The sequence below is a fragment of the Lentzea sp. HUAS12 genome (genome assembly GCF_024125735.1).
In the GTDB taxonomy this organism is placed as follows: Bacteria; Actinomycetota; Actinomycetes; order Mycobacteriales; family Pseudonocardiaceae; genus Lentzea; species Lentzea albida.
This window is the reverse complement of record NZ_CP099738.1, coordinates 243,711-266,234: the sequence shown is the minus strand read 5'-3', so window position 1 is coordinate 266,234 and position 22,524 is coordinate 243,711. Positions and strand designations below refer to the sequence as shown.

21 protein-coding genes are annotated in these 22,524 nt (G+C 70.5%); 13 read left to right on the top strand and 8 right to left on the bottom strand.

The genetic code is table 11. The annotated features are described in order from the left end of the window. The first annotated feature begins 122 nt into the window (after positions 1-122). Positions 123-920 (top strand): DUF2382 domain-containing protein, encoded by a 798-nt coding sequence (locus ND450_RS01275; RefSeq protein ID WP_253324317.1) that lies wholly within the window; start codon positions 123-125, stop codon positions 918-920. 48 nt (positions 921-968) lie between these two features. Here the strand turns inward: ND450_RS01275 and ND450_RS01270 are convergent, their stop codons facing one another. Continuing rightward, positions 969-2,567, bottom strand: a complete 1,599-nt coding sequence (locus tag ND450_RS01270) for a long-chain fatty acid--CoA ligase (protein ID WP_253324316.1) — start codon at positions 2,565-2,567, stop codon at positions 969-971. A gap of 48 nt (positions 2,568-2,615) precedes the next feature. Here ND450_RS01270 and ND450_RS01265 point away from each other — a divergent pair, with 48 nt between their 5' ends. Then, positions 2,616-3,155, top strand: coding sequence for a TetR/AcrR family transcriptional regulator (locus ND450_RS01265; protein ID WP_253324315.1), 540 nt, complete (start codon positions 2,616-2,618; stop codon positions 3,153-3,155). Between the two features lie 84 nt (positions 3,156-3,239). After that, entirely contained in the window at positions 3,240-3,848 is a 609-nt protein-coding gene (locus tag ND450_RS01260; RefSeq protein WP_253324314.1) for an alpha-ketoglutarate-dependent dioxygenase AlkB, read from the top strand. Here the strand turns inward: ND450_RS01260 and ND450_RS01255 are convergent. After that, a complete protein-coding gene (locus ND450_RS01255) occupies positions 3,814-4,761 on the bottom strand; it encodes an SDR family oxidoreductase (protein ID WP_253324313.1) in 948 nt (315 codons plus the stop codon). The genes ND450_RS01260 and ND450_RS01255 overlap by 35 nt on opposite strands. A gap of 134 nt (positions 4,762-4,895) precedes the next feature. On the opposite strand from ND450_RS01255, the gene ND450_RS01250 reads away from it, so the two are divergent. Then, complete coding sequence (locus ND450_RS01250) at positions 4,896-5,738, top strand: helix-turn-helix transcriptional regulator (RefSeq protein WP_253324312.1); 843 nt, start codon at positions 4,896-4,898, stop codon at positions 5,736-5,738. Here ND450_RS01250 and ND450_RS01245 read toward each other — a convergent pair. From ND450_RS01245 to ND450_RS01235, 3 genes are all read right to left on the bottom strand, one after another. Next, entirely contained in the window at positions 5,710-6,279 is a 570-nt protein-coding gene (locus tag ND450_RS01245) for a TMEM175 family protein (RefSeq protein ID WP_253324311.1), read from the bottom strand. The two genes, ND450_RS01250 and ND450_RS01245, sit on opposite strands and share 29 nt — an antisense overlap. Positions 6,280-6,416: 137 nt before the next feature. Then, positions 6,417-8,042, bottom strand: coding sequence for a PHP domain-containing protein (locus ND450_RS01240; protein WP_253324310.1), 1,626 nt, complete (start codon positions 8,040-8,042; stop codon positions 6,417-6,419). A gap of 85 nt (positions 8,043-8,127) precedes the next feature. Next, complete coding sequence (locus ND450_RS01235) at positions 8,128-9,513, bottom strand: PP2C family protein-serine/threonine phosphatase (RefSeq protein ID WP_253324309.1); 1,386 nt, start codon at positions 9,511-9,513, stop codon at positions 8,128-8,130. Positions 9,514-9,650: 137 nt separating this feature from the next. On the opposite strand from ND450_RS01235, the gene ND450_RS01230 reads away from it, so the two are divergent. After that, positions 9,651-13,796: a HAMP domain-containing protein gene (locus tag ND450_RS01230; RefSeq protein WP_253324308.1), complete on the top strand. Its 4,146-nt coding sequence runs from the start codon at positions 9,651-9,653 to the stop codon at positions 13,794-13,796. Positions 13,797-14,028: 232 nt separating this feature from the next. On the opposite strand, the gene ND450_RS01225 is transcribed toward ND450_RS01230, so the two are convergent. Further along, positions 14,029-14,397 carry an STAS domain-containing protein gene (locus ND450_RS01225; protein WP_253324307.1) on the bottom strand — a complete coding sequence of 123 codons (369 nt, stop codon included), beginning with the start codon at positions 14,395-14,397 and terminating at the stop codon, positions 14,029-14,031. A gap of 102 nt (positions 14,398-14,499) precedes the next feature. Between ND450_RS01225 and ND450_RS01220 the strand changes: the two genes are divergently transcribed. From ND450_RS01220 to ND450_RS01210, 3 genes are all read left to right on the top strand, one after another. Further along, positions 14,500-14,886 carry an ATP-binding protein gene (locus tag ND450_RS01220; protein WP_253324306.1) on the top strand — a complete coding sequence of 129 codons (387 nt, stop codon included), beginning with the start codon at positions 14,500-14,502 and terminating at the stop codon, positions 14,884-14,886. A gap of 21 nt (positions 14,887-14,907) precedes the next feature. Continuing rightward, on the top strand, positions 14,908-15,141 hold the full coding sequence (locus tag ND450_RS01215) for a DUF6480 family protein (RefSeq protein ID WP_089916364.1): 234 nt from the start codon (positions 14,908-14,910) through the stop codon (positions 15,139-15,141). Positions 15,142-15,227: 86 nt separating this feature from the next. Then, entirely contained in the window at positions 15,228-15,575 is a 348-nt protein-coding gene (locus tag ND450_RS01210) for an STAS domain-containing protein (RefSeq protein ID WP_253324305.1), read from the top strand. 3 nt (positions 15,576-15,578) lie between these two features. Here ND450_RS01210 and ND450_RS01205 read toward each other — a convergent pair whose 3' ends face one another. After that, on the bottom strand, positions 15,579-16,463 hold the full coding sequence (locus tag ND450_RS01205; protein ID WP_253324304.1) for a Ppx/GppA phosphatase family protein: 885 nt from the start codon (positions 16,461-16,463) through the stop codon (positions 15,579-15,581). 109 nt (positions 16,464-16,572) lie between these two features. Here ND450_RS01205 and ND450_RS01200 point away from each other — a divergent pair, with 109 nt between their 5' ends. The 3 genes from ND450_RS01200 (at position 16,573) to ND450_RS01190 (ending at position 19,942) form a co-directional block, all read left to right on the top strand. Next, positions 16,573-17,559 carry an alkaline phosphatase family protein gene (locus ND450_RS01200; protein ID WP_089916372.1) on the top strand — a complete coding sequence of 329 codons (987 nt, stop codon included), beginning with the start codon at positions 16,573-16,575 and terminating at the stop codon, positions 17,557-17,559. Between the two features lie 4 nt (positions 17,560-17,563). Further along, complete coding sequence (locus ND450_RS01195) at positions 17,564-18,574, top strand: GNAT family N-acetyltransferase (RefSeq protein WP_253324303.1); 1,011 nt, start codon at positions 17,564-17,566, stop codon at positions 18,572-18,574. Between the two features lie 162 nt (positions 18,575-18,736). Further along, positions 18,737-19,942 (top strand): glycoside hydrolase family 88 protein, encoded by a 1,206-nt coding sequence (locus tag ND450_RS01190; protein ID WP_371927621.1) that lies wholly within the window; start codon positions 18,737-18,739, stop codon positions 19,940-19,942. Between the two features lie 3 nt (positions 19,943-19,945). Here the strand turns inward: ND450_RS01190 and ND450_RS01185 are convergent, their stop codons facing one another. Next, on the bottom strand, positions 19,946-20,503 hold the full coding sequence (locus ND450_RS01185) for a hypothetical protein (protein WP_143091579.1): 558 nt from the start codon (positions 20,501-20,503) through the stop codon (positions 19,946-19,948). Between the two features lie 25 nt (positions 20,504-20,528). Between ND450_RS01185 and ND450_RS01180 the strand changes: the two genes are divergently transcribed. Continuing rightward, the gene (locus ND450_RS01180; RefSeq protein WP_253324302.1) at positions 20,529-21,194 is read left to right on the top strand and encodes a response regulator transcription factor; all 666 of its coding nucleotides are present in this window, start codon (positions 20,529-20,531) and stop codon (positions 21,192-21,194) included. Beyond that, positions 21,191-22,471, top strand: a complete 1,281-nt coding sequence (locus tag ND450_RS01175; RefSeq protein ID WP_253324301.1) for a HAMP domain-containing sensor histidine kinase — start codon at positions 21,191-21,193, stop codon at positions 22,469-22,471. The genes ND450_RS01180 and ND450_RS01175 overlap by 4 nt, the downstream gene beginning before the upstream one ends. The last annotated feature ends 53 nt before the right edge of the window (positions 22,472-22,524 follow it).

Genomic DNA, 22,524 nt, shown 5'->3' with positions numbered 1-22,524 from the left:
CCCCCACTCGGCTGAACTGACAGGCGGCCACGGTCACCCGGTCGGAGGGCACCCGAGATTGCATTCCCGGCGGCGGGTACTTCGCGTCTGCAAGCGACAGCCAACGCGGAGGGACGACGACCATGATCGATCAGACGCACGTTGAGGCTCTGTACGACTGCGACGTGATCGACAACAAGGGCGAGAAGATCGGGTCGGTCAAGCGGGTCTGGCTCGAGGACGGCACCGGCAAGCCGATGTGGGCCGAGGTCCACACCGGACTGTTCGGGATGAAGGAGAGCTTCGTCCCGATCCAGCAGGGCCAGGTGGCGGGCGGCGCGATCACCGTGCCGGTGAGCAAGCAGCAGGTGAAGGACTCGCCGAGCATGCACACCGCGGACGACCACATGACGGACGAGGAGCAGGACGCCCTCTACCGGCACTACGGGATGATCCCGCAGGCCAAGACCGGTGAGCACGACCGCCTCGACGGCAGGCAGGCGGCCGGGCAGCGCCGTCAGGAGGCGGGCGCGCAGCAGGGCCGGCACGAACGCCGCGCGGCGGACGACTCGGCCGAGGTCACGCTCTCGGAGGAGCGGCTCGACGTGGGCACCCGCAACGTCGAGGCGGGCCGCGTCCGGCTGGTCAAGCACACGGTGACCGAGCAGCGCAACATCACCGTGCCGGTCACGCACGAGGAGGTCCGGGTCGTCCGCGAGCCGGTCCAGGGTGACGCGGCACGCACGGGCAAGGCGTTCGCCGACGAGCAGGCCGAGGTGACGCTGCACCGCGAGGAACCGGTCGTGCAGAAGCGCACGGAGGCCACGGAACGGGTCCGGCTCGAGAAGGAGGCCGTCACCGAGCAGAGGGACGTCAAGGGCGAGGTCCGCAAGGAGCGCGTCGAGGTCGAGCGCGACGACGAGCCGCGCAGCCGCCGCTAGTCGCACCACCCAGCGAGCCGCCCACCACTTCCGCCGGTGGGCGGCTCGCTAGTACAGCCCGTCCAGCACGTCCGCGTACCGCTTCTCGATCTCCCGCCGGCGCGGCTTCAGCGACGCGGTCAGCAACCCGTCCTCCACGCTGAAGTCCTTCTCCAGCACGGCGAAGCGCTTGATCGTCTCGTGTCGCGCCAGCTGCGCGTTGACGGACTTGATCGCACTGTCCACTTCGGACTCCGCGTCGGCCAGGCCGGACGCGGTGTCCGGGTCGAGCGTCACCAGCGCCACGCAGTACTTTCGCTTGTCCCCGTGCACGATCACGTTGCTGATGTACGGCGACGCCGCGTTGATCATGCTCTCGATACGGGTCGGCGCCACGTACTTGCCGCCCGAGGTCTTGATGAGCTCCTTCTTGCGGTCGGTGATCTTCAACCGGCCCGCGTCGTCGACCTCGCCGATGTCGCCGGTGTGCAGCCAGCCGTCGACCAGCGTCTCGGCGGTCGCGTCCGGCCGGTTGTGGTAGCCGCGCATGACACCGGGGCCGCGCAGCAGCACCTCGCCGTCCTCGGCGATCCTGACCTGCATGCCGGGGATCGGCGGGCCGACCGTGCCGATCCTGATCATGCCCGGCCGGTTGAAGAACGTCGCCGCGGACGACTCGGTGAGCCCGTAGCCCTCCAGGATCGTGATGCCGGCGCGCTCGAAGAACTCGGCGATCTCCGGCGCGAGCGGCGCGGAGCCCGAGACGAAGTAGCGGATCCGGCCGCCGACCCGGTCGCGCAGCTTGCGGTACACCAACCGGTCCGCCAGCCAGCGCGTCGTGGGACCGTGGTCGCGGTCGGCCCACCGGAAGATCTTCTCGGTGAGCCCACCCTTCTCCCGCGCCCCCGCGACGATCCGGCCGTGGATCTTCTCGAAGATGCGCGGCGCGGCGGCCACGATGGACGGCCGCAGCTCGCCCAGGTTGTCCACGATCCGCTCGACGCTGCCGTCGACGGCGGTCGGCACGCCCGCGGCGATCATCGCCATCGTCAGCACCTTGCCGAACGCGTGCGACAGCGGCAGCCACAGGAAGTGCAGGTCGCTCGGCCGCAGGATGCCCAGCGACGCGATGGCCTCCGACGTCGTCAGCCAGTTCTCGTGCGTGAGCTCGACGCCCTTGGGCGTGCCGGTCGTGCCCGAGGTGTAGATCAACGTGGCCAGGTCGTCCGGCGCGAGGCCGTCGATCAACGCGTCGTAGTCGCCCTGTCCCTGGGGAATCGCACCGAACCGCAGCACCTCGACGCCGTCCGGCACCATCGCGGCGTGCTCGTCGGTCTCCACGACCACGACGGAGCTGCCGGAGTCGCCGATGATGTGCGCGACCTCCGCGGCGGTGCTGTTCGGGTAGATCGTGGTCGTGGCGCCCCCGGCGGCGAGCACGGCGAGGTCGGTGACGATCCACTCGATGCTCGTGCGGCCCATCAACGCCACGCGGTCGCCCTTGCGCAGCCCCTTCTCCGCCAGCCCGAACGCCTCCGCGGCGACCCGTTCCTGCAGCTGCGCCCAGGTCAGCGACACCCAGCCACCGCCGCCGCGGTACCGCACCGCCTCGGCGTCGGGCGTGCGGGCGACCCGGTCGTGCAGCAGGCCGGGAATCGACAGCGCCATTGCTCGTCCTCCTCTAGAGCGTCGCTCCAGAGCGGTACTCTAACCCCCATGGCCGACCGACGACAGTCTCTCCTCGACGCGGCGCTCCGGCTCGTCGAAGAAGGCGGCCTCGACGCCGTCACGATCGCGGCGCTGACCGAACGCTCCGGCATGTCGAACGGCAGCATCTACCACCACTTCGGCAGCCGCGCCGGCGTGTTCGCGCAGCTCTACGCCGACAGCTACGCCCGCTGCATCGCCGCGATGCTCCCCGCGCTCAGCGCCCCCACGGCCGAGGCCGGCGTCCGCGCGCTGACCGTGAACTACCTGGACTGGGTCATCGCGAACCCCAGCCGCGCCCGCTTCCTCTACGCCGCACCGGACCACGCCGACCCCGAGGCGAAGATGGTGGAGTTCGCGCCGGTGCTGGCGTGGTTCCTCGACCGCATGGCGTCCGGAGAGCTGCGCGCGGTGCCGGCGTGGACGCTGGAGCCGGTGGCGATGGGGCCGGCGCACGAGTCGGTGCGCCGGTTCCTGCTCGGGGTGTTCGACCTGGCGGGGGCGCGGGAGATCGTCGCGGACGCGGTGTGGGCCGTGCTGTCGCCCTAGCAACGTGCGCGTTGCTGAGCGCTGATGCGCCGCGCGACCTCCACCTGTCGCCCTAGAACACGTGTTCGATTATGCTGCCGTCCCATGCGCCAGGGATCCCTCTTCGACCTGGCGGCGGAGCCGGAACTGGCCCCGCTCGCCCCACGCCGCACCGAACTCGCGCACGGCGCGTGGATCGACGTCCAGCCGGGCTGGCTCACGGGTGCCGACGCGGTGTTCGACCAGCTCGTCGCCGAGGTCCCGTGGCGGGCCGAACGCCGTCAGATGTACGACACCGTGGTCGACGTGCCGCGCCTGCTCTGCTTCTACGGCGACGCCCTGCCGTTCGACGTCCTCACCACCGCCCGTGACGCGCTGAGCAGGCACTACCTCGCCGAGCTGAACGAGCCGTTCACGACGGCCGGGCTCTGCTACTACCGCGACGGCCGGGACAGCGTGGCCTGGCACGGCGACACGATCGGCCGCGGGCAGACCGAGGACACGATGGTCGCGATCCTGTCCGTCGGCACGCCGCGCGCCCTGCTGCTGCGGCCGCGCGGGGGCGGTGAGACGCACAGGTACGCGCTGGGGCACGGCGACCTGCTCGTCATGGGCGGCTCGTGCCAGCGCACGTGGGAGCACGCGATCCCGAAGACGTCGAAGGTGGTCGGGCCGCGGATCAGCGTCCAGTTCCGCCCGCACGGAGTCCACTAGCGACCATCTCCTCGGAGACCTCCCACACCCGCCGCGCCTCGTCCTCACCGCGCAGGCGGCTGTAGAGCGCCTGCTCGGCGGGCGGCCCGCTGAGGTGGTTGAAGCGCTGGGGGCCGTAGAAGGCGGCAGGTCGAGGGGTCGTCGCCGCGAGCAGGGCCGGGAGCTGGGCCGACTCGACCGTGCCGAGGACGCCGATGGCCGAGGCGACGCGGATCAGGCGCACGCCGAGGGTGTCGCCGGAGCGGCCGATCTCGGGGCGGGCGGCCAGCAGGTTCGTCGGCGCGACGCCTGGGTGCGACAGGTTGCTCGTGATGCCCCAGCCGCCCGCCTCGCTGCGCCGGGCGAGCTCCAGGCCGAAGAGGCCGAAGGCGATCTTGGACTGGCTGTAGGCCTTGCCGCCGCTGTACGAACGCTCCCAGTTGAGGTCGTCCCAGTTGATGGCGCCCTGGTTGGCCGCGATGCTGACCTGCGACGTCACCCTGGCGCGCCCGGCCCTGAGCAACGGCAACAGGCCCGTCACCAGCGCGAAGTGGCCGAGGTGGTTGGTGCCCCACTGCAGCTCGAACCCGTCCGCGGTCGTCTGGCGCTTGGGCGGGGTCATGACGCCGGCGTTGTTGATCAGGATGTGGATCGGCTCGTCCTCCGCCACCAGCGCCTCGGCCAGCGCGGCGACCGACCGCAGCGACGACAGGTCGAGCGAGCGCAGCGACACCCGCGCGTCCGGGGTCCGCCTGCGGATCTCCGCGATCGCGGCCTCGCCCTTGCGCTGGTTGCGGACGGGCATGACGACCTCGGCCCCCGCCGCCGCGAGCCGTCCCGCGATGCCGAGACCGACGCCGTCGCTGGCGCCCGTCACGACGGCGCGCTTCCCGGACAGGTCCGGGACCTCGATGTCGAACTTCTTCCCGCTCATCACGCACTCCCCTGGTCGTCGTGGTCTTCTCATTCCACCTTGGACACACGGCCCGCGCTGATCCAGGACCTCGGAGTCCGTGGCTACGGCGCGGCGGAGGCGTTAGAAACGAGGTAGTACGAGAGGAGTCCGCCGTGATCGACCGACCAGGACTGGCCGCGTTCCTGCGCAGCCGCAGGGAGGCGCTGCAGCCCGAGGACATCGGGCTCCCCCGCGGCGCCCGGCGCCGGACGAGCGGTCTGCGCCGCGAGGAGGTGGCCGCCCGGTGCAACATGTCCACCGACTACTACGCGCGGCTGGAACAGGAGCGCGGCACCCACCCGTCCGCCCAGATGATCGCCGCGATCGCCCAGGGCCTGCACCTGTCGCTCGACGAGCGCGACCACCTGTTCCGCCTCGCCGGGCACCCGCCACCGTCGCGCGGTTCGGTCAGCGAGCACGTCAACCCCGGTCTCGCGCGGATCTTCGACCGCCTGCACGACACCCCGGCCGAGATCGTCACCGAACTGGGCGAGACGCTGCGCCAGACCGCGCTCGGCATCGCCCTGACGGGGGACGCGTCCCGCTACACCGGCCCCGCGAGGAGCCTCGGCTTCCGCTGGTTCAGCGACCCGGGGTCCCGTGCGCTCTACCACCCCGACGACCACGAGTTCCTGTCCCGCATGTTCGCCTCCGGCCTGCGCGAGGCGATGACCCGGCGCGGCCCGCGCTCCCGCGCCGCCCACTACGCCGACCTGCTGCTCGCCCGCAGCGAGGAGTTCCGGACGGTGTGGGACGCGCAGGAGATCGGGCTGCGGCCCAAGGAGTTCAAGCGCTACGTCCACCCGAGCGTCGGCGCGCTGGAGCTGCAGTGCCAGACGTTGCTCGACCCGGACCAGCACCACTTCCTGCTGGTCTACACGGCCACGCCCGGCACCGAGAGCTACGAGAAGCTGCAGCTGCTCTCGGTCATCGGATCCGCTGCGCCAACGGGCTGAGCAGCATCAGCAGCAGGCCGTAGTAGCCGATCAACGGCACCAGCACGAACGCCAGCAGCAGCAACGCCGGCGGCACGGCCGCCCTCAGCACCACGGGCCGCGACAACCCGCCGGCCTCGCGCCCGATCTCGGGATTCGCGTGCACCAGCAGGGTGATCGCGGTCAGCAACAGGCTGCTGATCGTGCCGACGTAGAACAGCCGCACGAACGTGTCCCCGCTGTAGGTGCCGAGGAGCTCCGTGGGGAACGGCAGCACCACGATCGTGAGCAGCCACGCCATGTTCAGCACCATCAACGGCGTCGTGTACCGCCGCACGTCCTCGAACAGCCGGTGGTGGGTGAACCACAGGTGCGCGATCACGGCGAAGCTCAGCAGGAAGCTGAAGATCTGCGGCCAGTGGTGGGAGACCAGCTCGGCCGGGGGCCCTTCGCCCGGTTCCGAGGTGATCTCCACCAGCGGCAGCACCAGCAGAGTGATCGCGATGGCGACCACGGCGTCGGTGAAGAGGACCAGGCGGTCGGGCTCGCGAGTCACGGACACCCGGCCAACCTGGTGGTGCGTCCCAGAAGGTCGGCGAGGTAATCCACACTCAGCAGGGCGCCTCGCGGCCGTCTGACCGCGAATTCCCCCGGCAACCTTCTGCGCCACACCACTAGTCCTCAAAGGACCGACAGAACTCAGATCACGTCGACGAACACCGGGTTGGCGTAGAACCAGAGGTCCTGCCACGGGTCCGAGTTGGCGATCTCGTCGACCACCGGGTCACCCGACGAGGTGAGCCGGTTGCCGTCACTGCCCCGAAGCCGCAGGTAGAACGACCGCTCGACGTTCTTGAACGTGTGCGCGAACCGGATCTTGCCCGTGCGCGGCACCTCGAACGTCTTCGCGACGGTCGTCTCCGGCGCCACGAACACGTCCCGGTCGGCCGACGGCCCGGTCACCGGCCCGGAGATCAGGTCGACCTTGGCGAGCACCGGCTTCGTGCCGGAGAAGTTCGGGCCGACCGCGCGCTCGACCTCGATCGTCACCTCGACGTCGCCGCCGCGGCGCACGAACGTCCGCCCGCCGAGCGTCACGCCCCGCAGGTCGTCACGCGACCGCACGCGCAGCTCCAGGCCGTCGACGAGGCGGCCGTGCACGGTCAGCACCTTGCCGGACTGCAGGCCGCGCATGACGTCCACATAGGACTTGGACCGCGAGCCGACGATGTTGGCGCCGTACTGGCCGGGGAAGAAGTCGCCGTAGCCCGTCTGTTTCACGCCCGAGTCGATCGGCGCGCCCTTCGAGCCCGTGGTGGCGTAGTCCTGCTTGCCGGGCGTGAACGTGTCGGCGAAGACCTGGTGCACGTCCGAGTTCGCGGTGATCCACCACGGGCGTCCCTCGGCGAGCAGCGAGTCCCACAGGCCGCCGACCTTGGCGGTCATCCAGTCGAACCCGCCGTGGGTGCGGTAGGACTCCGGCGGGTAGGCGGGGAACGACTCCGGCAGCGGGGCCGCGGTGTCGTAGTAGCCGCGCGCCCGGCCGGGACCGCCCGCGGACTTCGGGATGCCGGCGGCCTGGTGGCCGGGCGCGCCCTCCATGCCGACCGCGACACCGGGGGCCGCGTCGCGCCAGCCGCGGATCTCGTGCGGGCTGTCCACGCCGCGCCTCGACGGGTGGTTCGCGAACATCAGCGCGATCTCGGTGCGCCCGGAGAGGACCTGCGCCTCCAGGTAGCGCAGCGCGGCCAGGGCGAGCGGCTCGGTGTTGTTCGCGACGCGGCCGTCGTAGGCGAGTTCGAAGGCCTTCAGGATCTCGACGGTGTGCTTGCCGGGCGGCAGGAAGACGGTCGCGTGCTCCGCGCCGGGGATGTTCCACTCCAGGCCCTGGTAGACCAGCACGTCGCGCTGGGAGTGGCGCACGCGCTCGATGTCCGGCGTGACCTGGTCGATCGAGAACTTCTGGTGCGCCGGGCCGCCGTGGTCGGTGATCACGACCCAGTCGAGGCCGAACTCGTGCGCCTTCGCGACCTGCTGCGCGATCGTGTACTGGCCGTCGTCGGAGTACTGGGTGTGGATGTGGTGGTCGCCAGCGAACCAGCGGTCGCCACCGCCCCACGGGTTGACCGGCACGTGCGCCGCGGCGGTGCCCGTGCCGGCGGCGACGGCTCCGACGGCGCCGGCCGCGATGCCCAGGCCCGCCAGGAACCTGCGGCGCTCGACCGACGACGGGCGGTCGTCCTCGGGGTCGAGCCAGCTGCCCTCGACCGGCGCGACCTCGTGGTGCGTGTGATCACCGTGCGGGTGACCGTGGGAGTGGGACATGCGCCGATCTCAGCCGGTGAAGCTGTCGTGGCAAACGAACGCAGGATGAACGCTTGGACCGGGAAATTCGTTCACAGCGGCCGGATCACACGGCCTGGACCGCCAGCAGCGCCAGGTCGTCGTGGTCGTCGTGGTCGAGCCACTTCAGCACGGCGCGCTCGCAGTGCCGCGCGATCTCCTCGGCCGACCGCCCCTTGCACTCCTTCAGCACCGCCCGCAGCCGCTGCTCGCCGAACAGCTCCGTGCGGTCGGTGTGCGCGCGTGCCTCGGTGAAGCCGTCGGAGTAGAGCACCAGCGTGTCCCCCGGCGCGAGCGTCACCTGCTCGCCGGAGAACCGGACGTCCGCCAGGATTCCGACGATCGCGCCCGTCGTGCTCACCTCGTGCACGCTGCCGTCCGCCCGCAGCACCAGCGGCACGGGGTGGCCGCCGGACGCGAGCGACAGCCGCGCTCCCCCGCCGGACAGGGGTACCAGCTCACCGACGACGAGCGTGGTGAAGAGCTTCGAACCGGTGGCGCGCAACGAGGTGTTGAGCAGGTGCAGCAGCCGCACCGGGTTCGTCTCGACCAGCGACAGCGCCTGCAGCGACTGCCGGACACGTCCACTGTGGACCGCGGCCTCCAGGCCGTGGCCGCAGACGTCGCCCAGCACGAACGTCGCCGAGCCGTCCGTGCGCGGGTGCACGTCGTAGAAGTCGCCGCCGACGAGCGCCCGCTGGTGGGCCGGGATGAAGACCGAGGCCATCGTCACGCCGCGCACCTCGGGCAGCGGCAACGGCAGCAGCGCCGAGCGCAGGATCTCGATGGTCCGCTGCTGCTCCGTCAGCTTCGACGACGATTCCAGCGCCACGGCGGCGTGCTTGCCGAACAGCCGCACGCGCTCCACGTCGTTCGGCGCGAACTCGCCCTTGCGCACCACGACCAGCGCGCCACCGACGCCCAGCGGCACGGCGAGCGCGCAGCCGAAGTCCTCCGGCACGCCCCAGCTGCCCTCACCCAAAGAGGTGATCCTCGTCAGGGTCGACGTGCCGGTCAGCACCTCGGAGATCTCCGAGGCGCGGCGGGGCGTGCGCGTGACCGTGGGCTCACCGCCGCCGCAACGCCACCATTCGAGGCGATCGCGTGTGGCGGGCACCACAGCCACGCAGTGCTCCCCCAGCAGTTCCGCCGCGAGCTGCACGATCGTCTTCAGCGTCACCTCGCGCGAGGTCCCGCCGGCGAGCTGCAGGTGGGCGTGGTCGAGCGCGGAGTCGGTGAAGTACCAGGCGCTCCAGCCGTCGCCCAGGTCGTGCTGGCGGCCCGCGACGTGCACGTCGAACTGCCCTCCGACGCCCAGCCGGGGGAACCGGTCGGCGGCCGCGGCGTTCCGCACGCGCACCACGCCGGCGTCGTCGACGACGAAGACGGCTTCGCGGAGCCCGTCCACCAGGCGCTGCCAGCCGTCGAGGTCGATCCCCACGGCGCTGCTCATCCGCTTCGGTCCAGCGCACTCGGCCGAATCATCACGGCCTCCTGCGGGTAGTTGGCGTGCATCGCGGCATCAAGTTACCTCGCTCCCAACCTAACGTGGCAGGCTTGGCTGCGACCACCGAGGCACGGAGGCTTGGAGTGACCACGGCCAACGAAGAGACGGACGCGACCCTCGAACGGGTTCTCTCCGCCATGAGAGACCTGCGTGACGGCAACTTCCGCCGCAGGCTCGTGGTGCCGGGGAGCGGGCCCGTCTCGGCGCTCGCGGACGTGTTCAACGAGATCGCGGAGCGCAACCAGTGGCTCGCCGGTGAGCTGGGCCGGGTCCGCCAGGCGGTGGGCCAGGAGGGCAGGCTCACCGAACGGGTGGCGCCCGCGGGCACCGCCGGGGGCTGGTCGCTGATCGCCGACTCGGTGAACGGCCTGGTCGAGGACCTGATGAGGCCGACGACGGAGCTGAGCCGCGTGCTCGCCGCCGTCGCCGAGGGCGACCTGACCAAGCGCATGTCGGACCAGACGCTGCGCGGTGAGTTCGCGACGCTCGGCTCGACCGTGAACGGCCTGGTCGACCAGCTGTCGAGCTTCGCCGACGAGGTCACCCGCGTCGCCCGCGAGGTCGGCACCGAGGGCCAGCTGGGCGGTCAGGCGAAGGTCCCCGGCGTCGCCGGCACCTGGCGAGACCTCACCGACAACGTCAACTCGATGGCGAACAACCTGACCAACCAGGTCCGCAACATCGCCTCGGTCGCCACCGCCGTCGCGAACGGCGACCTGACGCAGAAGATCACGGTCGACGTCTCCGGCGAGATGCTGGAGCTGAAGAACACGCTGAACACGATGGTCGACCAGCTCTCGTCGTTCGCGGACGAGGTCACGCGTGTCGCCCGCGAGGTCGGCACGGACGGCAAGCTGGGCGGCCAGGCGAAGGTCCCCGGCGTCGCCGGCACCTGGCGCGACCTCACCGACAACGTGAACTTCATGGCGGAGAACCTGACGACCCAGGTCCGCAACATCGCCCAGGTCACGACCGCGGTCGCGCAGGGCGACCTGACCCAGAAGATCACCGTCGACGCGCGCGGCGAGATCCTGGAGCTCAAGTCGACGATCAACACCATGGTCGACCAGCTCAGCGCGTTCGCCGACGAGGTCACCCGCGTGGCCCGCGAGGTCGGCTCGGACGGCCGCCTCGGCGGTCAGGCGCAGGTCCCGGGCGTCGCGGGCACGTGGCGCGACCTCACCGAGTCGGTGAACGTCATGGCGAACAACCTGACGACCCAGGTCCGCAACATCGCCTCGGTGACCACCGCCATCGCGCGCGGCGACCTGACGCAGAAGATCACCATCGACGCGCGCGGCGAGATCCTCGAGCTCAAGACCACGATCAACACGATGGTCGACCAGCTGTCGAGCTTCGCCGACGAGGCCACCCGCGTCGCCCGCGAGGTCGGCACCGAGGGCCGCCTCGGCGGCCAGGCGACGGTGCCGGGCGTCGCCGGCACGTGGCGCGACCTGACCGACAACGTCAACTTCATGGCGAACAACCTGACCAACCAGGTCCGCAACATCGCCCACGTCGCCACCGCCGTCGCGAACGGCGACCTCTCGCAGAAGATCACCGTCGACGCGCGCGGCGAGATCCTCGAGCTGAAGTCCACCCTGAACACGATGGTGGACCAGCTCAGCTCGTTCGCCGAGGAGGTCACCCGCGTCGCCCGCGAGGTCGGCACCGACGGCCGCCTCGGCGGTCAGGCCCGCGTGCAGGGCGTCGCCGGCACGTGGAAGGACCTGACCGACAACGTCAACCTGATGGCGGACAACCTGACCGACCAGGTCCGCAACATCGCCGCCGTCGCCACCGCCGTCGCGAACGGCGACCTGTCGAAGAAGATCACCGTCGAGGCGAAGGGCGAGGTCGCGACCCTCGCCGACACCCTCAACGGCATGGTCGACACGCTGCGCGCGTTCGGTGACGAGGTCACCCGCGTCGCCCGCGAGGTCGGCACCGAGGGCATCCTGGGCGGCCAGGCGCGCGTGTCCGGTGTGGCCGGCACGTGGAAGGACCTCACCGACTCGGTGAACTTCATGGCGGACAACCTGACCAACCAGGTCCGCAACATCGCCCAGGTCACCACCGCCGTCGCCCAGGGCGACCTGACGAAGAAGATCGACGTGTCGGCCCGCGGCGAGATCCTCGAGCTCAAGACCACGATCAACACGATGGTCGACCAGCTTTCGTCGTTCGCCGACGAGGTCACCCGCGTCGCCCGCGAGGTCGGCACGGAGGGCAAGCTCGGCGGCCAGGCCGAGGTCGACGGCGTGGCCGGCACGTGGTCGAAGCTGACCGACAACGTGAACCAGCTGGCCTCGAACCTCACGACCCAGGTCCGCGCGATCGCCGCGGTCGCCACCGCCGTGACCGCGGGCGACCTGACCAGGCAGATCACCGTCGACGCGTCCGGCGAGCTCGCGGAGCTCAAGGACAACGTCAACCAGATGATCGCGAACCTGAAGGAGACGACCAGGGCCAACCGCGAGCAGTACTGGCTCAAGACGAACCTGGCGCGCCTGTCCGGCCTCATGCAGGGCCACCGCGACCTGCGCGCGCTGGCGTCGTTGATCATGAGCGAGCTGACGCCGCTGGTCAGCGCCCACCACGGCGCGTTCTTCCAGATCGAGGAGGACGACTCCAAGCAGACCCTGGAGCTCACCGCCTCCTACGGCTTCCGCCTGGACGGCGCCCGCACCACCCGCGTGGCGATGGGCGAGTCGCTGGTCGGCCAGTCCGCCCTGGAGAAGAAGACGATCCTGGTCAAGGAGGTGCCGGGCAACTACCTGACGGTCTCCTCGGCCCTGGGCGAGTCGGCCCCGGTCAACCTCGTGATCCTGCCGATCCTGTTCCAGGGCGAGACCCTGGGCGTGATCGAACTGGCCTCCCTGAACGAGTTCTCCGACGTCCACCTCGACCTCCTGGACCAGCTCAAGGAGGCCATCGGCGTCAACGTGAACACGCTGCTGGCCAACTCCCGCACCGACGCCCTCCTCGTCGAGTCCCAGCGCCTCACGACCGAACTGAGGGCCGGTTCCGAGGAACTGGAGGACCGCGCCCGCCAGCTGCAGACGGCGTCGAAGTACAAGTCCGAGTTCATGGCGAACATGTCCCACGAACTCAGGACACCGCTGAACTCGCTGCTGATCCTCGCGAAGCTGCTGGCCGACAACCTCGACGGCAACCTCAACCCGAAGCAGGTCGAGTTCGCCCGCACGATCCACTCGTCGGGCTCCGACCTCCTGCAGCTCATCAACGACATCCTCGACCTCACCAAGGTCGAGGCGGGCCACATGACGCTGCACGAGGACCCGGTCCGCCTGGACGAACTCGTCCGCTACGTCGAGACCCTCTGCCTGCCGCTGACGGCGGAGAAGAACCTGGAGTTCTCCGTCCGCGTCGACCCGAACGTGCCGGAAACCCTCCACACGGACGAGCACAGGCTTCAGCAGATCCTCAGGAACCTGCTCTCGAACGCCGTGAAGTTCACCCACGACGGCGGCATCCGCCTGCACGTCCGCATGGACGACCCGTCCACGGTGGCCTTCGACGTCCACGACACGGGCATCGGCATCCCGGCCGAGAAGCTGGCCGTCATCTTCGAGGCCTTCCAGCAGGCGGACGGCACCACGTCCCGCAAGTACGGCGGCACGGGCCTGGGCCTGTCCATCAGCCGTGAGCTGGCACAACTGCTCAACGGCGCCCTCAGGGTCCGCTCCGAACCGGGCATCGGCTCGACGTTCACCCTCTGCCTGCCCCTCGGCAAGGTCGTCCCGGAGGCGGTGGTCCTCCCCGAACCCACCCCGATCGTCACCCCGGCGCCGGTCGTGGCCCCCTCGGGCTCAATGCGCTTCCACGGCGAGAAGGTCCTGGTCGTCGACGACGACCTGCGCAACGTCTTCGCCCTGACCAGCGTGCTCGAACTCCACGGCCTGGAGGCGATCTTCGCCGACAACGGCATCACGGGCGTACGGGCGCTCGAACAGTACGACGACGTGGCGATCGTCCTGATGGACATCATGATGCCCGAGTTGGACGGCAATGCGACGATTTCGGCCATCCGGGCGATGGAACGGTATGCCGATCTGCCGGTCATCGCCGTGACGGCGAAGGCGATGAAGGGTGACCGCGAGAAATCTCTCGCTTCCGGGGCCACCGATTACGTCACCAAACCGGTGGACACCGAACACCTGATGCGTCTTATCGCCTATTACTTGGGCGTGACGGCAGAGGCGTGACGACGGGAAACGGGTGGCCGCCGGACGCAAGTGCGAAGCCGAAGGCGAGCCACTCGTTCCTTGCTTTGAGCAGCGGCGATGGCCCGACCAAGGCGGCAAGGGAATGGCCCGGCCACCTCCACCGGAAAGCGGCAGGGCAATGCGAGCCGCACCGCAGCCGTCAATCAGCACCGGCCAGGACTCGTCAATCCCAATGCCGCGTTCTCAAAGCGTCAATCCCAATGCGGCGATCTCAATGCGGCGTTTCCACGGCTTCCTGCACCGCCACGTCCACCGACTCGAACAGGCTCAACACCTCAGCCACGTCCGCCAACTCGAACAACCGCCGGACCGGCCCCTGAGCCGCGGCGATCCGCAACTGCCCGCCGGCCTCCAGCAACCGCCGGTGCCAGTCCAGCACCAGGGCGAGCCCGGTCGAGTCCATGAAGTCGAGCTGCGCCAGGTTCAGCACGGCGTGCGACCCGGTGACGTCCGCGTCCAGCCGCGCGGACAGCACGGGCACGGTGTCGATGTCCAGTTCCCCGGCGACGGCGAGCACACGCCATCCCCGCTGGACCTCGCTGCCGACGTTGAGCTCCATCGTCGCCGTTCCTTCCGCCACGCCCGACTCGTGCGACCAAATCGTGCAGCACGACGTCCGAGCATGCGACCACCGGGGGGCTGAAAGATCCGGACGAGGCGCCGGATGTGCGACGATGCGCCTGTGCTGAACGACCCACTGGCAGAGGTGCGGGTGATCCTGACCGCCGAGGGCGGTTCGTGCGCTCGCGCACGTCAGGTGGTGCGCGAGGCCGCGACCTCGTGGGAGTTGTCCGAGGACCTGTCCGACGACGCCCAGCTCGTGGTGACGGAGCTGGTGTCGAACGGCATCGACCACGGTGAGGGCCCCATCACACTGACGGTGAGCCGCAAGGCCGGCGGGATGCTGGTAGAGGTGCACGACGAGTCGTCGCGGATGCCCCAGGTCAGACCCGTCGACCCCAACAGCGCGCGCGGGCGCGGCATGCAGCTGGTGCAGGCCCTGAGCGTGCGCTGGGGCGCGGAGCGGCAGAACGACGGGAAAGTGGTCTGGGCTCAGCTAGAAGGCTGAAAACGGGGTACCTGACCCGGTATGACCGCACTTCCGCCCGACCCCGACCCGAACCGCACGCCCGGCCTGGAACCCGGCGGTGGCGTCCGCCCGGGAGACACCCCGCCGGACTCGGGTTCGACCACCGGGGGTCTCACCCACCACGAGAAGACCCCGCCCACGGCGACCGCCGGGCGCATTGTGATCGCGATCATCGTGCTGTTCGCGGTGCTGGTGGCCGCGATGCTGCTGACCCGCGCTTTCCTGCTCGCCTAGGACGGTTCCGCACCGGCCGGACCGGCGTCGTCCAGGTTGTGGTCGTCGCACGATGGCGCGTACGGTCGGTGCGGACGGGAGTCCTTATGAATCAGCTTCGCCAGAGAACTACCTATGTCCAGTCCATTCCGATCGTCGCGCTGACCGGCGAGATCGACATGATGTCCTCGGCACCGGTGACCAGCAGGCTCGCCGAGTTGCTCGACCGCAAGCCGCCCGCCCTCGTCATCGACCTCCGCGAGGTGCGCTTCTTCGGGTCCGAGGGGATCCGCGCGCTGGTGGAGGCCCAGGCCCAGGCCGACGAGCTCGGCATCAAGTTCGGTGTCGTGAGCGACACCAGGATCGTGTTGCGCCCGTTGCAGATGACGGCCGTCGACCAGTTGTTGCTGTTGTTCGACGACGTCGACGACGCGGTGACGGCGCTGAGCGCCTAGTCCTCAGGCCGCGGACGAGCCCCGTGCGCGGGAGCGTTCGACGAGCGAGAGCAGCAGGCCCTCCTTCGTGGACCACGGTGAGATGTCCACGACGTCGTGCCCCGAGACCCTCATCAACCCCTCCGCCACCACCGCGCCCGCGAGCGACTGCCGGGCCCGGTGGCGGGAGATCCCCGGCAGCGCCGCCCGTTCGCGCACGGACAGCTTCGCGAGACGCGGGATCCACTTCTCCAGGTCCTTGAGCCGCAACTGGCGGGCCGCGTAGGTGCCGCTGCGGGCGCCGGCGAGGCGGGCCAGCTGCTCGAACACCTTCGAGCAGCCGACCGCGCGATCGCTCTCCCCCCAGGGGAACGCGGTCTCGAGCCGGTCGGCCACCTCGGACCGCATGTCGGCGACCGTGAGGCCGGCCCGCGTCAACGTCCTCGCCCCCAGGGGCAACGACACCGCGCGCTCGGGCTCCGCCCCGGAGCCGGCCGCCAGTTCGACCGTGCCGCCACCGACGTCCAGCACCACCATCGAACCCGCGCTCCAGCCGAACCAGTGGCGGGCGGCGGTGTACGACAGACGCGCTTCTTCCTTGCCGGACAACACCTTCAGCTCGACACCGGTGCGTCTGGCGACCTTGCGGATGACCTCGGCCGAGTTCGAGCTGTCCCGGACGGAGGAGGTAGCAAAGGGCAGGAACGGGACGTCGCCTGCCTTCTTGCGAGCGGCCAGGACGGCCGCGCAGAGGGAGTCGACGCCGGCGCCGCTGATCGCCCCGCGGGCGTCGAGCTCGCGGTCGAGCCGCAGCCGGACCTTGTGGGACACCCGCGGACGCATCAGGTCTCGTTCCACGACCACCAGGTGTGCGCTGAAGCACCCGACGTCCAGAACTCCGACCGACATCCGCCACCTTCCCTCTGCCAAGTCTTCTTTACCTCATCGGTGGCCATTGTGCGGAACCGTGGGCCCGATCAGGCGAACTTCGCCCGATGAGATGCGTTACAGTCACCGAATGTCACTGGCGGAGATACCTTCCCGGCTCGAACGCGCCCTCGGCAAGGCACAGTCCGGTGTCATCGTGCTCGCGGTGACAGGTCTCTCCTCGGACGTGGCCAAACAGTCGTGGCTGTCGGCCTCGTCCGTGGTCACGCTCTCCTCGACGGTGCCGTCCACGTCCGCGACGGCGCTGCTGACGGCGGTCACCGGCGTCCCCGCCGACGTCCACCGGGTGCCGGGAACGGTGTACCGCAACGGATCCGGCCTCGTCCACGCGATCAACGGCACGCCCGCGATCCCGGACCTGCCGACCGTGCTGGAACGCCACGGGGCGACCGTGCTGGCCAGGGAACTCGATCTCCTCGAAGGCACCTGGGCCCAGGCGCTGCTGCGGGGCTGCACCCGTGTACCCGCTCCCGCCCGGCACAAACTCTCCGCGCAGGCCGAGGATCCGCCGCTGCTCGTGGCCAACGTCGTCGCCGATCTCGACAAGGCGCAGGAGGACTCCCGGTTCCTCTGGACCTACGTGAACATCGACGACCACGTGCACCGCCACGGGTACGACGAGTCGGTGCACGAGGCCATGCTCCGTCTGGACGCGCACGCTTCCCGTTGGGCCGCAAAGGGTTGGACCGTCGTCGCGCATTCGGACCACGGCATGGTCGCGGTCGACCCGGACCCGGAGCTCGTCGAGGCCTGGGACGCGATCGTGCGCGAGGAGTGCGTGATCCCGTCCGGCGGCGCGGGGCGCACGCGGTGGCTCTACCCGAAGGCGGACCGCCTGGAGGCCGTTTTCGACCGCGTGGCAACGACTCTGGGCGACACGGCGACCGTCCACCACGCCACCGACCTGGGCCTGCCGCAGCCGGAGGCCGGGCCCGTCGTCGCGGTGGCCGCGTCACCGCGGTTCCCGATCCCGGACCCGTCCGCGCGCTACGAGCACGGCGGCCTGACCCGCGACGAGATCGACGTCCCCTTCGCGGTCTGGCAGGCCGTACAGTGAGTGCGTGCACGTCGAATTCTCCAGCAGCATAAGGGAAATCGATCCTGCCGATTGGGACGCGGTGGTCCGCCGAGCGGGCGCACCGGTCTTCTACCAGCACGCGTACGTCAGCGCGTACGAACGGCTGCCGCTCACGGAGGTGGACGCGTTCGCGTACTTCGTGGTGCGCGACGCCGACAGGGCGGTCGCCGTCGCGCCCGCCTACCTCCAGACAGCGGCGAAACCGTTGCGCCGCCTGCACGAGGCGTATCCGGAGGCGGCCGGGCAGCCCGCTCTGCTCAGCCCGTCCTGGCACTGCTACGACGCGCACGTGCCCGCCACCGCGGACGTGCTGCCGAGGCTGCTGGACACGATGAACCGCACGGCGTCGATCCTCGGCGCGCGCTGGTGCGGGTTCATGAACGTCCAGCGCGGCGGCGCCCTGTCGCACGGTCTGCGGGCGGCCGGTCTGCCCGCACGTCACCTCAACGACAGGTGGGTCACCGGGCTCACCACGTACGCGCACTACCTCGCGAGCCTGAGCCCGCGCGCCAGGGCGAACCTCCGGCGCAACGAGCGGAGGGCGCGGGAGGCCGGCGTCACCAGCGAGGTCCTCCCGGTCCACCTCGCCTCGCTCGACGAGATCACGCTGCTCTGCGTCAAGACCGCCAGCCGGTTCGAGAACAACGGCTACCACCCCGGCACCACCTTCCCGAGGTTCGTGACGGCCCTGGACGACCTCGCGCACGTGATCGAGGTGCGCCAGCGCGGCAGGCTCGTCGCGGCCGGCGTCTGCCTCACCGACGCCACCCGGTTCCACACGTGGACGTGCGGCGTCGACTACGCCGTCGAAGGCGGCTACAGCCCGTTCGCCGTGCTGTTCGCCGAGTCGGTGAAGCTCGCGATCCGCCTGGGCAAGTCGATCCTCGAGGACGGCAGGGACAACGCGGCCTTCAAGCGGCGCCACGGGTTGAGGCCGTGCCATTTGGACGCTGTTCTGCACCGCGTCTGGCCCGCCGGCTGTTCACCTCCGTGAACCATTCCGCTTACAACGTCGGAATGCAGCGAGTTCACGTACATGACCGCCTTTGCGCTGTTCAGAGGCCCAGAAGAAGCATTTCCGCGCACCTTTACAGCGCTTGATCAGGTCTGGCACTGTGTCGCCGGGCGCATTACGAGAAAGGGACTGGACGGTCTCGTGAACCTGTCTCGACGCACCCTGCTGGCGTCCGCCGCGGCCACCCCGCTGCTCACCGGAGCGGGAGTCGCCCTGGGCGCGGGAGAAGCAGCCGCTTCGCCCGCCACGCTCCGCGCGGCCCTCGACCACGGCAACTCGAAGCTGAAGGCGGTCGCGCCCGGCATCACGTCGTTCCCGGAGATCACCCGAGCCGAGAAGTGGACCTACGTCGCCGACGGCGGCTGGGTCGGCGGCTTCTGGCCGGGCACGCTGTGGCTCGCACACCTCGACAGCGGCGACGCGCAGTTCCGCGCGCTCGCCGAGGCCGCCTGCGACAGGCTGGCTCCGCGCCGCCTCGACCCCCGCGACCACGACCTGGGGTTCCTCTTCTACCCGTCGTGGATCACGGCCTACCGGCTCACCGGCGCGACCAAGTGGCGTGACGGCGCCGTCGAAGCCGCGAACACGCTGATCCAGCGCTGGAACGCCACCGGGAAGTTCATCCGCGCGTGGGGCAGGATCGGCACGCCGGGCAACGCGGGCCGGGTCATCATCGACACGATGATGAACCTGGACCTGCTCGCGTTCGCCACCGAGCAGACCGGCGACCGGAAGTTCCTCGACATCGCGATCGCCCACGCCAGGACGACGCAGACGCACTTCCTGCGCGCGGACGGCTCGACCCCGCACGTGTTCGACTTCGACCCCGACACCGGCGCGGCCGTCGGCCCGAACACCGTGCAGGGCTACAGCCCCACGTCGTCCTGGTCGCGCGGCCAGGCGTGGGGCATCTACGGCTTCACGACGATGTACCGCCGCACGGGCCTGCGCGAGTTCCGCGACACCGCGCGCCGGATGGCCGACTACGCGCTGTCGGTGCTCACCCCGGACAGCGTGCCGGTGTGGGACTACCGCTCCCCGTTGGGCCCCAACGACGTCAAGGACTCGTCGGCGGGCGCGATCATGGCGTGCGGCCTGCTCGACCTCGCGAAGGCGACCGGCACCGACCGCTACCGCGAGCGGGCGTTGAAGATCCTCGACGGCCTGGTCGGCACCTGCCTGACGACCAGGTCGTCGCGGGCCGAGGCGATCCTGGCCCGCGGCACCCGCAACCGCCCGGCCGAGGACGGCGTGGAGGTCTCGCTGCCGTACGGCGACTACTACCTGTACGAGGCGATCCTGCGGGTGCTCAAGCCCGCGCAGATCGCCAGGGCGATCGGTCTCTAGGACCTACTGCTCGACCACCTTCGCCGTCGGCCCGTTGTTCCAGGTCGCTTCCAGCCTGGACAGCCGGCCGGCGGCGTTGCGGAAGTTCACCACCAGCGGCCCGCCGGGCTGCTCCACCGACACCGAGTACCCGTCCGCGGGGGTCGCAGACAGCGCCTGCACCCCCTGCGGCCGGTACCGCACGACCACGTCGCCGCCGCGCAGGTTGAAGGCGTGCACGTAGGACCCGTCCGCCTGCCACTCCCCCTGCGGCGACGGCGATTGAGCCGAGGTGGGACGCGCATCCGTACTACTGGGAGGAACCGGAACAGTCGTAGTGACCACAGGAGGCCTGGTGGACGAGGTCGTGACGGGCGGCGTGCCCGCGGAGGGACCGGAGTCGGGCGGCGGGACGGTGAGCGAGGTGACCGTCGGCATCGGCAGCACGGCCGACTCCGTGGTGGCCTCCAGGGCGGCGACCGGTGCGGGCTCCATCGCCCACCGGATGCCGAACCAGGAGAGGCCGACGGCGACCGTGGTCACCAGCGCCCAGGCGACCAGGTATCCGACGGACCTTCTCACTGCGGCGATCCTCCCGTAGCGGCTCATGGCATCAGTGCTGCTGGTCGAAGACGACCCGGTGGTGCGGGCGGCGATCACGCGCGCCCTCACCGGCCAGGGCCACATCGTGCACGGTGTCGCGCTCGCGATCGAGGCCTTGCGCGAAGTCACCGCCAACGACTACGACGTCGTGGTGCTCGACCTCGGGCTTCCCGACCTCGACGGCGGTGACGCGTTGAGGATGATCCGAGGCGTCACGAACACCCCGGTGGTCATCGCGACCGCCCGCGACGACGAGGCCGGGATCGTCCGGCTGCTCAACGCGGGCGCCGACGACTACCTCGTCAAACCCTTCTCGAGCGAGATCCTCGAAGCCCGGCTGCAGGCGGTGCTGCGGCGCGCCCGCGACACCAGGCAGCTCGTGATCGGCGGCCTCGAGATCGACGTGAACCTCCGCAGGGCCGCGGTGGACGGTCAGGAGCTCTCCTTGACGCACAAGGAGTTCGAGCTGCTCTCCTACCTCGCGGCACGGCAGGGGGAGGTGGTGCCGCGGGCGGAGATCCTCGCCAACCTCTGGCCGTCCCACCGCGACGACCAGACGCTCGACGTCCACCTGTCGTGGCTGCGCCGCAAGCTCGGTGAACGGGCCGCGCAGCCGCGGTACCTGCACACCGTGCGAGGAGTGGGTGTGCGTCTGGTCGACCCCAGATGAGGCGCTCACTGGTGCTGGTCGCTCTCGCGGCGACCAGCATGGTGGCGCTGGCGTTCCTGATCCCGCTCGCGATCGTCGTGAAGAACGCCGCGTACACCCGCGCCCTGGGCGAGGCCGAGAAGCAGGCGAACGCGATGACGCCCGCGTTGCTGATCACCCGCAGGCCGCAGGAGATCCGCCAGGCGATCAGGAGCACCCGCTACGGCGCCCAGCAGCGGCTGGCCGTGCACCTGAGCTCCCCGGCGGGCACCTACGGCTACTCGCACATCACCGCGGCGGACCTCCAGGAGGCGCAGAACGTCGCGACCGCGTCCACTGTGGAACGGCCCGACGGCGTGGCCTACCTGCAACCGCTCGCCACCAGCGAGAACGGACTCGCGATCGTCGAGGCGTTCGTGCCGCACGAGCAGCTCACCCGCGGCGTGGTCGGCACCTGGTGGGTGCTGGCGGGCGTCGCGGTCGGCCTGGTCGCCGGGTCGGTGCTCGTCGCCGACCGCCTGGGCGCGCGGGCCGTGAGGGCCACCCGCGCGCTGGCCGAGGGCGCGCGGCGGATGGGGCAGGGGGATCTCACGGCCCGCGTGCCGGTCAAGGGGCCTCCCGAACTCCAGGAGGTCGGCAAGGCCTTCAACGCCATGGCCGAACGCGTGCGGCACCTGCTCGCCGCCGAGCGCGAGGTGGTCGCCGACCTGTCGCACCGCCTCAGAACGCCTCTCACGGCCCTCCTCCTGGACGCGGACACCCTTGGGAGTGGTCCGGGCGCGGACCGGGTCCGGGAGGCCGTCCAGGGCCTCGAGAGGGAGGTCGACGAGATCATCAAGGTCGCGCGCTCGGGCCTGCAGCCCGACGAGAGCGGCGCCGACGCGGCGGACGTGGTGCGCGACCGGCTGGTGTTCTGGTCCGCGCTCGCCGACGACCAGGAGCGGCCGTGGACGGTCCGGGGCGCCGACCGGCCCACGCCCGTGCCGATCCCCCGCCCCGACCTGGCCGCCGCGCTGGACGCGTTGCTGGGCAACGTCTTCCGCTACACGCCGGAGGGCACCCGGTTCGCCGTGACGCTGGTGCACCAGGCCGATCTCGTGGCCCTGGTGGTCGAGGACGCCGGTCCGGGCATCGCGGACTCCCGGCAGGCGGTGCGGCGCGGGGCCAGCGGCGGCGGTTCCACCGGCCTGGGGCTCGACATCGCCCGCCGCGCCGCGGAGAGCACGGGAGGGTCTCTCCACGTCGACCGCGGGCCGCTGGGCGGTGCACGCGTGCAATTGAGGCTCCGGAGGTTCTAGGGGGCGGCAGGGGCCGGGAACGAACACCGCCGGCGGCGTGCGGACCGTGGGAC

Excerpts from the sequence above, each read along its gene's own strand:
- ND450_RS01275 (WP_253324317.1), top strand. The coding sequence starts at position 123 with ATGATCGATCAGACGCACGTTGAGGCTCTGTACGACTGCGACGTGATC.
- ND450_RS01270 (WP_253324316.1), bottom strand. The coding sequence starts at position 2,567 with ATGGCGCTGTCGATTCCCGGCCTGCTGCACGACCGGGTCGCCCGCACG.
- ND450_RS01265 (WP_253324315.1), top strand. The coding sequence starts at position 2,616 with ATGGCCGACCGACGACAGTCTCTCCTCGACGCGGCGCTCCGGCTCGTC.
- ND450_RS01260 (WP_253324314.1), top strand. The coding sequence starts at position 3,240 with ATGCGCCAGGGATCCCTCTTCGACCTGGCGGCGGAGCCGGAACTGGCC.
- ND450_RS01255 (WP_253324313.1), bottom strand. The coding sequence starts at position 4,761 with ATGAGCGGGAAGAAGTTCGACATCGAGGTCCCGGACCTGTCCGGGAAG.
- ND450_RS01240 (WP_253324310.1), bottom strand. The coding sequence starts at position 8,042 with ATGTCCCACTCCCACGGTCACCCGCACGGTGATCACACGCACCACGAG.
- ND450_RS01235 (WP_253324309.1), bottom strand. The coding sequence starts at position 9,513 with ATGAGCAGCGCCGTGGGGATCGACCTCGACGGCTGGCAGCGCCTGGTG.
- ND450_RS01215 (WP_089916364.1), top strand. The coding sequence starts at position 14,908 with ATGACCGCACTTCCGCCCGACCCCGACCCGAACCGCACGCCCGGCCTG.
- ND450_RS01210 (WP_253324305.1), top strand. The coding sequence starts at position 15,228 with ATGAATCAGCTTCGCCAGAGAACTACCTATGTCCAGTCCATTCCGATC.
- ND450_RS01205 (WP_253324304.1), bottom strand. The coding sequence starts at position 16,463 with ATGTCGGTCGGAGTTCTGGACGTCGGGTGCTTCAGCGCACACCTGGTG.
- ND450_RS01200 (WP_089916372.1), top strand. The coding sequence starts at position 16,573 with ATGTCACTGGCGGAGATACCTTCCCGGCTCGAACGCGCCCTCGGCAAG.
- ND450_RS01180 (WP_253324302.1), top strand. The coding sequence starts at position 20,529 with ATGGCATCAGTGCTGCTGGTCGAAGACGACCCGGTGGTGCGGGCGGCG.
- ND450_RS01175 (WP_253324301.1), top strand. The coding sequence starts at position 21,191 with ATGAGGCGCTCACTGGTGCTGGTCGCTCTCGCGGCGACCAGCATGGTG.